Genomic DNA, 9,490 nt, shown 5'->3' on the forward strand with positions numbered 1-9,490 from the left:
GCACGACTCGTCACCCCCGGTGGTGCGGCTGCTCGGGGTCGATGTCGTCCTGGCTCGGCGCCGGCGTGCCCGCACCGCCCGGTTCACCCGCGAGGGGCGCACCGGCGGCCCCGCCCACACCGCCGGGCGCGACCGGCGGCATCGGCGGATACGGCGCCCCCAGCCCGCTCGGCGGCGCTGCGGGTGCCCGGCCGCCGACGACGGGGTCGCCCTGGCTCGCGGCGGCCTGCTCCGCCTCCCGCTCCGGCGTGGGCCGGGACGTGGAGGGGCGGGCCATGCCGCGCAGGACGTAGGCGACGACGCCGAGGACCGCCCCGGTGATCAGTGCCGCGGCCCAGTCGGGCAGGCCGATCGCCAGGGCCAGTCCGAGGGTGAGTGCGAGGGCCGCGCCCGCGTACAGGGCGACGGCTCCGGACACGGCGTAGAGCATGGCCCTACGCCGCTGCTTGCGAGTCTGTTCGCGCAGTTCGTCGCGCACGGTCTCGCGCGCCACCTGCGCCAGCTCGTCGACCAGGTGCCTGTCCAGGTGCTCCAGATGATCCAAGCCTTCCATGGCCGCCGAGTACCCGTACGGGCGTACGGATAACGCGGTCCGTCACGGCCGGAAAGCAGTGCGTCAGCCCCCGGCCGCCGGGTACCCGGCCCACTCGCACGACCAAAACCCTCACAGACCCCTTTACAGGAGTTGCAGGATGACCGAGCGCACCGATGTGGTGGAGCTGCTCAAGGGGCAGCACACCCGGATCCGAGAACTGTTCGACGAGGTGGCGAACGCCAAGGGCACGGACCGAAAGCGGCACTTCCACGATCTCGTCCGGCTCCTCGCGGTGCACGAGACCGCCGAGGAAGAGGTCGTCCATCCCTTCGCCCGCAAGAACATCGACGGCGGCGAGCTGGTCGTGAAGGACCGGATCGAGGAGGAGGAGAAGGCCAAGGCGGCCCTGTCCCGGCTGGACGACATGGATCCGGACTCGCCCGAGTTCCTGGACCAGTTCGCGGCCCTGCGCCAGGACGTGCTCGCACACGCCGACAACGAGGAGCGGTACGAGTTCGCCCACTTCAGGCGGGTCGCCGACCGCGACAGGCTGGAAACCCTGGCCCGTGCTGTGCAGGCGGCCGAGGCCCTGGCACCCACGCGTCCGCACCCGGGCACCGACACCGCCCTGAAGAACGTGGCGGTGGGCCCGGTCGCGGCCGTCGTCGACCGCACGCGTGACGTCGTACGCAAGGCGATGGGCTGATCCACACCCCGGGGCGGCCGGGCCGAGGACGATCACCGAAACGATCGGAAAAGATCTCCTCGCCCGGCCGCCCCAACTAGGCTTTGCGCATGGACATTCTGGGAGCCACGCTGCGCATCTGCGTCGACGACCTGGAGACCGCGGTCCCCTTCTACGAACGGCTGGCGGGCGGCAGAGCCCAACGCTTCGAACGCGGCGGCGTCCAGGTGGCCGCAGTCGGCTGTTTCCTGCTGATGAGCGGGCCCGAGGCAGAGCTGGAGGTGCTGCGCAAGATCTCCGCGACGATCGCCGTCAAGGACGTCGAGGAGACCCACCGGGTGCTCACCGAACTCGGCGCGCACATCGTGGCGGGCCCGGTGCCGACGCCGGGTGGCCGCAACCTGATCGCGATGCATCCGGACGGCATGGTGTACGAGTACGTGGACCGCAACGTGTAGTTCCCTACGCGTCCGGGGGTCGCATGCGGAAGTCGTAGTGGGCCGGGAGCGGTTCGTCGGTCAGTCTCGACCACAGGCGGCCGATCGCCTCCGCTCCCTCCCGCAGATCGGCGGCTTCGAAGCCCACGCGGAAGACGTCCAGCGCCTCCTCCCGCCGCCCCTCCGCGAGCAGCAGCCCGGCCTCGATCAGCCGGAACCGGCCGCGCTCCCGGGTGGCAGGGTGCAGCCGCTCCCAGACCCCGCGCGCCTGAGCGGTGCGGCGTACGGCGAGCATGGCCTCGATCGCCTCGCGGCCCAGCGCGGCCGTGGCAGCCGTCCACCGTTCCCCGCCGTCGCGCCGCTCGTGGCACAGGTCGTCGAAGGCGTCGGCGTACCGGTCCGCGGCCCGCTCGTGGTTGCCGCTCTCCTGGTCGGCGACGGCGAGGCAGCGCAGCAACGGCCAGAGCGACGGGGCGAGTTCGAGGGCCCGCTCCCAGCTGCGCACCGCCTGCGCCCGGTCACCGGAGTGCCACTGGGCGACACCGAGGTGGTACTCGGTGAGCGGGGTCGCGGGCGCGGTCTCCAGCATGTCCCGCCAGTGCGGGGCGACCAGTGTCTCGCCGGGCGGCCGCACCCGGCGTGGCTCGGGGAAGGCACCGGCCCGCAGCAGTTGCAGCCAGGGCTCCTGGGCCTCGCCGAGCGTGCCCTCGTCGAAGGGGGTGCCGGGCAGCTTCCAGTCGGCGCGCAGCACTTCGAGCGCACCCCAGCCGGAGCCGACGGCGAGGATCTCACCGGGTTCGGTGTCGGCGTGCTGCTTCCAGGCGGCGTGGGCGGCGTCGACGCCGGCGCGCGGGAGTGCGCTCTCCAGGCGGGCCTCCACTTCGTCGGCCGCCTCCGGAGAGCTCAGCGGACCGTAGGCCTCCAGCCACGACACCTCGCTCTGCGCTTCCAGCCGAACATGCTCCAGCTGGGTGCGGGCGAGCCCGGCCTGGATCTCCGAGTAGCCGCCCGTGCCGGGTTCCGTGAGCCACTGCTGCCAGCGGCGCCCGCCGGGTCCCTTCCCCCAGACGAAGAGCTTGCGTCCGCGCAGCAGGTCGGTGGAGGTCTGCACCAGACCGTGCCCGTCCTCGTCGAGGGCGGCGATCCAGCGCCGTCGCGCATCGGGCAGGTCGTAGAAGTAGTCGGCGGCGCAAGGGAGTTGCCGTATCCCGGCGCACGACGGTGCGGGCACCTTCCGCAGGCGCCGCTCGTACCCGAACTGCCAGGCCTCCTCCGCGGGGGCCAGCACCCGGCGCTCCTCCGGCACGGCGATGTTGGACCACCAGTACGTCGACACGGGCCGCTCGTGCGGGTTGCGGATGCGGACGCCGACGTACAGGAAGTCGGAGTCCTCCGGCAGCCACAGGTCGACCTGGAAGGGCAGGTCCCGCAGGCGTTCCCACTCCCACAGCCGGAGCATCTCGCCGCCGTCGGGGGCGGGGACGCGGGCGGCGTGCAGTGGGGAACAGGAGAGGGTGGTGTGGCCGGTGGCGCCGATGTTCCATTCGATTCCGCCGGAGTACCAGGCGCCGTTGAGGGCGAAGTTCGCGGGCTGGAACACCGGGTTGCGGTACAGGAGTTCACGACCGGTGGGCTTGTACACGAGGGAGGCGACACGGCCGCCGAGACCGGGCAGTACGGTGGCGCGCAGCCGGCCGTTCTCGATCACGAGGGCGTCGAACTCACGGGGCTCGCGTGCCCGCCCGTACCCGTCCCGGACCCGCACCGGCAGCAGGCTGCGGAGGGGCTCGTAGCCGGCCTGCCGGGCGATGTCCCGCGGCAGTTCGTCCCGGTCCCGGTCCTCGATGCGGTGAACCTCGTGCAGCAGCCGCAACGGGGGCAGCGGATTGTCCGGCCCCAACTCCGCGGCGGGCAGCGTCAGTACCTCACGTCGGATGGTCGTCACGATCACCATGGAAGCCGCTCCCCGCCGACCTGACCAGGGGACCTACCGGTCAGGATTCCGCAAAGGCGGCAACGTCTGCCCTGGGGGAGCTTGCGGCGCCCTGAAGGGGCGCGGGGCTGTATCGATATGCGGCTCCGCCGCGTGGGCGCGACCAGCCACGACGGGCCCGCAGACGAACCGATACCCGTCGTGGCACTACCCGACTCGCGGCTCCCGGCGCGGAACGTCCTCCGCAGTGATCGCCCACCGCTCGTGATCCCGCCAGTCCCCGTCGATAAAAATCATCTTCGGCGAGAACCCCTCGAGCCGAAAACCACACGCGCGCGCCAGCGCAATGGACGCCGCGTTCTGCGGCTGAGCGTTGATCTCCAGCCGATGCAGCCGCATCGGCCCGAACGCGTACCCCACCACCAGGTCCAGCCCCTCCCGCATCAGCCCGCGCCCGGCGGCGTGCGCGAAGGCGCCGTAGCCGAGCGCGCCGCACTGGAAGCCGCCCTCGACGATGTTGTTGATGTTGATGTACCCGGCGATGGCCCCGGCCCCCTGCGCGCCGTCCTTCTCGCAGACGAGGAACCCGGCCTTGGTCGGGTCCTCGATCAGCCGGCCCGCGTAAGCGGTGTACGCGCTCGCCGTGTCCGGCGGGAACAGCCAGGGGTGATGCAGGTCCTTGCTCTCGCGGGCACGGGCGGTGAACTCGGCACCGTCCTCGTAGGTGAAGTGACGTATACCCACGCGGGAGCCTTCGGCGAGGTAACCGGATGCGGTGTGCGGCATCCCGCCACCCTACGGCGGTCTAACGTCGCCGCCTCATGAAATACGCCCCGAAGAACGAACCGATGGCCGCCGCGGCGAGCAGCGCCGTCGACAGCGGCATCGTGACCTCGGGGATCAGGAGGCGGATCCTGGTGTGGCGGGTGTTCTGGAAGATGAAGACCAGGGCGAAGACGGCGAGCAGCAGGACGGCGACCCGGCCGGGCGTCACGGCTGGGCCCCTCTCGCCGCTGTGCCTGGCACCCGGCTCGGAGGTCTTCGGGCTCATGCCACCAGGATGCGCCCGAAGACCCCCTCACGCACGGTGAGGACTGCCCGTGAGGGGCCTCACCCGCCGAGCACGGGCAGCTCCAGCACCCCGGTGTTCCCGGGCGCACTGACCACGGTCACCGGTTTGATCCCGCGGTTGCCGAAGTAGGCGTCGTCGCTCGCCGCGATCACGAACTGCAGCCGGTGCCCCTTCTGGTACCGGTGCACGATGCCCGGCAGGCTCACGGTGAAGCTCTTGGTCACGTCCGGGACCCGGACCGGCGCGACCAGCCGGTGCACCAGCGTCGTGGTGCCGTCGGGCGCGACGTCGTACAGCTTGGCGAACAGGACGAGCCGGTCGGCGGCGTTGCCGGAGTTCTGGGCCTTCTCGGCCTGCGGGGAGACGACCCTGAGCGTGACCCGGGGTGCGCCGACGACATCGGTGGTGCTGGTGAGCGGTTCACCGGTCCAGCCGAGGTAGGTGCCGTCGGTGTCGAACGGCGCCGGGTCCGGCAGCCCGCCGATCGCCGCCAGCGAGGTCTCCGAATGACTCGTCGGAGTCAGCCGGTTGGTGTACGTACGGCTGCCGAGGGCCACCTTCTTGCTGTTGTCGACGAGTTTGCCGTCCCCGGAGAGGTAGAGCTTCCGGCTGAGGGCGGGGAGGCGGTCGGCCGTGGCGTAGGTGTGTCCGGGGTCGGTGATCCAGTCGCGGTAGTAGGCGAGGGCCGGTCCGGTGTCGGAGTGCTGCCCCCGGAGGTAGTGGCCGAACCAGGACAGGATCCGCCTGCCGACGTAGCTGGTGTCCAAGTTGCCCTGGGTGAGGTTGAGTTCGCCGTCCACCATGCCGCCGCTGTGCCCCCAGGACTGCCAGATCATCGCGGCGGGTGTGCCTTGGGCCTTCAGTGTCCTGTAGGTCGCCGTCGCCTCGTTGAGGTTGAAGAGGCTGTCGGCCTGCCCCTGGATCAGCAGGGTGGGCGCCTGGACCCGGTTCAGGTACGAGGCCGGGGAGACGCTGTGGGCGTAGGTGAGCATCGCGGCGGTGGGCCCTGGGCGGTAGCTCCCGGAGTTCAGTGTGCGGATGGTGGCGCAGGCCCGGGTGACGAAGTGCAGACAGGTGAGGGAGTTGATCCGGGACGGGTCGAGGTTCGGCTGTGTCAGTGCCTGGCCCTCGCCGAGGAGGTAGAACCCGTTGGTCCACTGCCATTTGAAGGCGCCGGGGACGGTGCCGCCGGCGTTGTTCGGGTCCAGCGCGTAGGCGAGGCTGTTCCAGGTGATCAGGGGGACCAGCGCGTCCACCCGGTGGTCGACGGCGGCCGTCGCCAGCTGGATGGCCCCGCCGTACGAGCCGCCGATCATGCCGACCCGCGGGTCGCCGGCGCCGTCGAGGGTGACGAAGTCGGCCCTGGTGCCGTCGTCGGCGGCACTGCTGCCGCCCAGGAAGTCGATCAGCCGGGAGGCCGCGGTGCCGTCGATGCCGGGGTCGTCGAGCGAGATCAGACAGCCCGAGCGGCCGAAGCCGAGCCCGGAGTAGATCAGTGACACATAGCCGCGTGAGGCGAGCGCCTTGCCGATGGCGTCGGTCGTGCCGTCGGACTTGCTGCCACCGAAGCCGTTCGTGGCGAGGACGGCCGGGGCGCGGTGGGCGCTGTCGACGCCCGCCGGGCGGTACAGATCGGCGTCGACCGCGCAGCGGCGGCCGCCCGCCTGGACGGTGAACTTCAGTGCCGTGACGCTGTATTGGCCTGCTGCGGACACGGGATCGGTGAGGGCCTGGGGTGCGGCGAGCGCCGCGCCCAGGGCGAGAGCGAGCGCAGCCCGGGATCTGAACACGCGTCGGGACACTGAGACCTCCACACTCAGGACAGCCTGCTTACCGACCAGTAAGTAATCACCGCTTGTCATGGTGTGACACGTGTCATACGAGGTCAATCGCCCAGACGAGTGTTCTTGACGGATATTCAGTGAAGACGGCCCGGCGGAGGCGGTTCAGCGCAGGGCGGGCTCATCGAGCGTCAAGGTGCCCGCGTCGGCGTCGAGTTCGGCACTCACGCCGAAGGGGATGGTCAACGCGCCCTCGCAGTGCCCGAATCCGAACTCCTCGACGACGGGCACGCCGAGGCTCCCGAGCCGGTCCACGAGCAGCGCGCGCACCTTCTCGTACGGATCGCACCGCTCCCACGACCCGAGCAGTACCCCCTGCACGCCGTCGAGCCAGCCCGTGCGCAGGAGTTGGGTGAGGTAGCGGTCGAGGCGGTACGTCTCCTCGCCCACGTCCTCCAAGCACAGCAGCCCACCGCGCGCGCCGGGCCTCGCATGCGGAGTGCCCAGCTCGGCGGCGAGCAGGCACAGACATCCGCCGAGGGTGACGCCCCGCGCCCGCCCGGGGACGAGGGTGGTGCCCGATGAGGTGATCGTGCGGACCGTCTCCGGTGCGAAGAGCGTGGCCTTGAGGTGGTCCTGGGCGTGGGCGTTCTTGATGAAGTCGATGCCGGCCGCCATCGGCCCGTGCAGCGAGACCAGCCCGAGCCGGGTGGCGAACGCCTCATGCAGCGCGGTGATGTCGCTGAACCCGACGAACACCTTCGGACCGGCGGCACTCATGGCGTCCCAGTCGAGCAGTTCGACCATGCGCTGCACGCCGTACCCGCCCCGCGCGCACAGCACCGCGTCCACCGAGGGGTCGCACCAGGCGGCCTGCAGATCGGCGGCCCGGTCGGCGTCCGTGCCCGCCAGGTAGTCGAACTCGCCGTGCCGGTCCAGCACATGGGGCGCCACCACCGGGTCGAGGTCCCACCCCCGCAACACGTCGAGCCCGGCCTGCACCCGCTCCTCCGGCACCGGGCCGCTGGGCGCGACGACGGCCACGCGGGCGCCGGGGGCGAGGCGGGACGGACGCAGGAGTTCTCTCACTTGGTCAGCTCCAAAGTAGGGATACCGCGCGGATTCAGCCCGAAGACCTGGGCGTAGAGGGAGAGTTCGGACTCCAGGACACGGATCATGGTCTCCGCGCGCCGGAACCCGTGCCCCTCCCCCTCGAAGGCGATGTACGCGTGCGGCACCCGCCTGCCCTCCATGCGCGCCAGGAACCGTTGGCACTGGGCGGGCGGGCAGATCACGTCGTCCAGGCCCTGCAGCAGCAGGAAGGGCGCGGTGATGCGGTCGGCGTGCTCGGCGGGCGACCGCTCCGCGTACCGGCCGGGGACCTCGGCGAGTGGCCCGACCAGGGTTTCCAGGTACTGCGACTCGAAGTCGTGGGTCTCCCCCGAGCCCCAGCCGGCGAGGTCGAGGATGGGGTAGAGGATCGTGCCGCAGGCGTAGACGTCGGTGGCGGCGAGGGAGGCCGCCGAGGTCCAGCCGCCCGCGCTGCCGCCACGGATCGCGAGCCGCTCGCGGTCGGCTGTCCCCTCGTCGGCGAGGGCGAGCGCGACGGCCGCGCAGTCCTCGACGTCGACGACGCCCCACTGCTCGCGCAGCCGGTTCCGGTACTCGCGCCCGTGCCCGGTCGAGCCGCCGTAGTTGACCTCGGCTACGCCGATGCCCCGGGAGGTGAAGTAGGCGATCTCCAGGTCCAGCACGAGCGGGGCCCGGCTGGTGGGGCCGCCGTGCGCCCAGACGACGTACGGGGGCAGCTCGTCGCCGGGCGAGACGCATCGCGGGTTGTGCGGCGGGTAGATGTGTGCGTGGATGTCGCGTCCGGCGGGTCCGGTGAAGGTGCGGATCTGCGGTTCGGGGTAGTACGCGGGGTCGACCGCGTCCTCGTGCTCGGCGCCGATCACGCGGGCCCGGCCGGCCCGGGTGTCGAGCTCCACGACCTCGTACGCGCTGCGTGGGCTGGCCCCGACCGTGACGACGCGCTCGCCGTGCGCTGCGAGCGTGGACGCGAACTCGGTCCAGGGGCCGGCCGCGTCGACGACCTCGCCGGTCTCGGGGTCGAGGATGCCGAGCGCGGTGGCGCCGCGGCCGTGCACCACGGCGATCAGTCCGCTGTCCAGCGGAGCGAACCAGCGCTGCCCGAGCTTCCACAGCGGCCCGCCGAACTCCTCCTCGCGCGGGCAGAGCGGTACGCCGTCGCGGTAGAGGTTCCACCAGCCGGTGCGGTCGCTCGCGTAGAGGAGCGAGCCGTCCGGGGTCCAGTCCGCCTGGGCGATCGACTCGTCCGGACCGCCGGCGAGCGTGCGTGCCTCCCTCAGGGTGCCGTCCTCGGTGACCCCGGCCAGGACCAGTTCCGTGCCGTCCCACGGCATCCGCGGATGGTCCCAGGCGAGCCAGACCGCGCTGCGTCCGTCGGGCGAGAGCCGGGGACCGGTGACGAACCGGTGCCGGCCGTCGGTGAGTTCGCGCACGGCATCCCGGTCCTGGGCCGCCGAGCCGTCCAGCGGCACCGCGGCCAGGACACGGCGCACGTCGGTGGGCCCGTCGCCGGTGAACTCCTCCAGCACGCACCACACTTCACCGCGGTGGACCTGCAACTGCGGCTCCACCCAGCGCAGTCCGCCGCCCACCAGCGACACGGGTGTGAGGGGACGCGGGTCGCTTCCGGGCTCGTACCGGTAGAGCCGCTGGTCGGCGAAGTTCACGAACACCACGAGCGGCCGTCCGTCCACGACCGTCCCGGCCCAGGGCTGCCCGCCGTACTCGATGACGCGGCTGCGGACGTTCCACGGCGTGGGCAGCAGCGGCTCCTCCCGGCCGTCGGCGCGCCGCCGCACCAGGGTGCGCCGGCCGCCCTCCGCGGGCCGTGGCTCGGTCCACCACACCTCGTCGCCCACGAAGCCCACGTACTCGGGGCGCCCGTCGTGCGCGGCGGCGAGCGCCGCGTCGATGGGCGAGGGCCAGGAACCGTACGGCAGTCTCTGCACGTTCTCCCC

General features: G+C 71.8%; 9 protein-coding genes. 2 read left to right on the top strand and 7 right to left on the bottom strand.

The window, feature by feature from the left end:
• Positions 1–10 precede the first annotated feature (10 nt).
• Positions 11–553 (bottom strand): phage holin family protein, encoded by a 543-nt coding sequence (locus IH68_RS0119655; RefSeq protein ID WP_030936887.1) that lies wholly within the window; start codon positions 551–553, stop codon positions 11–13.
• Positions 554–692: 139 nt separating this feature from the next.
• Here IH68_RS0119655 and IH68_RS0119660 point away from each other — a divergent pair, with 139 nt between their 5' ends.
• The gene (locus tag IH68_RS0119660; RefSeq protein ID WP_030936889.1) at positions 693–1,241 is read left to right on the top strand and encodes a hemerythrin domain-containing protein; all 549 of its coding nucleotides are present in this window, start codon (positions 693–695) and stop codon (positions 1,239–1,241) included.
• A gap of 89 nt (positions 1,242–1,330) precedes the next feature.
• Complete coding sequence (locus IH68_RS0119665; protein ID WP_030936891.1) at positions 1,331–1,678, top strand: VOC family protein; 348 nt, start codon at positions 1,331–1,333, stop codon at positions 1,676–1,678.
• A 4-nt stretch (positions 1,679–1,682) separates the two neighbouring features.
• Here IH68_RS0119665 and IH68_RS0119670 read toward each other — a convergent pair whose 3' ends face one another.
• The 6 genes from IH68_RS0119670 to IH68_RS0119695 form a co-directional block, all read right to left on the bottom strand.
• Positions 1,683–3,611, bottom strand: a complete 1,929-nt coding sequence (locus IH68_RS0119670) for a DUF5107 domain-containing protein (RefSeq protein ID WP_030936893.1) — start codon at positions 3,609–3,611, stop codon at positions 1,683–1,685.
• A gap of 186 nt (positions 3,612–3,797) precedes the next feature.
• Positions 3,798–4,376: a GNAT family N-acetyltransferase gene (locus IH68_RS0119675; protein ID WP_030936895.1), complete on the bottom strand. Its 579-nt coding sequence runs from the start codon at positions 4,374–4,376 to the stop codon at positions 3,798–3,800.
• Positions 4,377–4,395: 19 nt separating this feature from the next.
• Positions 4,396–4,641, bottom strand: coding sequence for a hypothetical protein (locus IH68_RS0119680; RefSeq protein WP_030936897.1), 246 nt, complete (start codon positions 4,639–4,641; stop codon positions 4,396–4,398).
• Between the two features lie 59 nt (positions 4,642–4,700).
• Entirely contained in the window at positions 4,701–6,464 is a 1,764-nt protein-coding gene (locus tag IH68_RS0119685; RefSeq protein ID WP_030936901.1) for a CocE/NonD family hydrolase, read from the bottom strand.
• A 144-nt stretch (positions 6,465–6,608) separates the two neighbouring features.
• Positions 6,609–7,532 carry a S66 peptidase family protein gene (locus tag IH68_RS0119690; RefSeq protein ID WP_030936903.1) on the bottom strand — a complete coding sequence of 308 codons (924 nt, stop codon included), beginning with the start codon at positions 7,530–7,532 and terminating at the stop codon, positions 6,609–6,611.
• A complete protein-coding gene (locus tag IH68_RS0119695; RefSeq protein ID WP_030936905.1) occupies positions 7,529–9,481 on the bottom strand; it encodes a prolyl oligopeptidase family serine peptidase in 1,953 nt (650 codons plus the stop codon). The genes IH68_RS0119690 and IH68_RS0119695 overlap by 4 nt, the downstream gene beginning before the upstream one ends.
• Positions 9,482–9,490 lie beyond the last annotated feature (9 nt).

Origin of the sequence: Streptomyces sp. NRRL S-646 (assembly GCF_000720765.1) — a bacterium.
Taxonomy (GTDB): domain Bacteria; phylum Actinomycetota; class Actinomycetes; order Streptomycetales; family Streptomycetaceae; genus Streptomyces.

Bases quoted from the DNA above. Each gene is read 5' to 3' on its own strand.
- IH68_RS0119655 (WP_030936887.1), bottom strand. From the start codon at position 553: ATGGAAGGCTTGGATCATCTGGAGCACCTGGACAGGCACCTGGTCGAC.
- IH68_RS0119660 (WP_030936889.1), top strand. From the start codon at position 693: ATGACCGAGCGCACCGATGTGGTGGAGCTGCTCAAGGGGCAGCACACC.
- IH68_RS0119665 (WP_030936891.1), top strand. From the start codon at position 1,331: ATGGACATTCTGGGAGCCACGCTGCGCATCTGCGTCGACGACCTGGAG.
- IH68_RS0119670 (WP_030936893.1), bottom strand. From the start codon at position 3,611: ATGGTGATCGTGACGACCATCCGACGTGAGGTACTGACGCTGCCCGCC.
- IH68_RS0119675 (WP_030936895.1), bottom strand. From the start codon at position 4,376: ATGCCGCACACCGCATCCGGTTACCTCGCCGAAGGCTCCCGCGTGGGT.
- IH68_RS0119680 (WP_030936897.1), bottom strand. From the start codon at position 4,641: ATGAGCCCGAAGACCTCCGAGCCGGGTGCCAGGCACAGCGGCGAGAGG.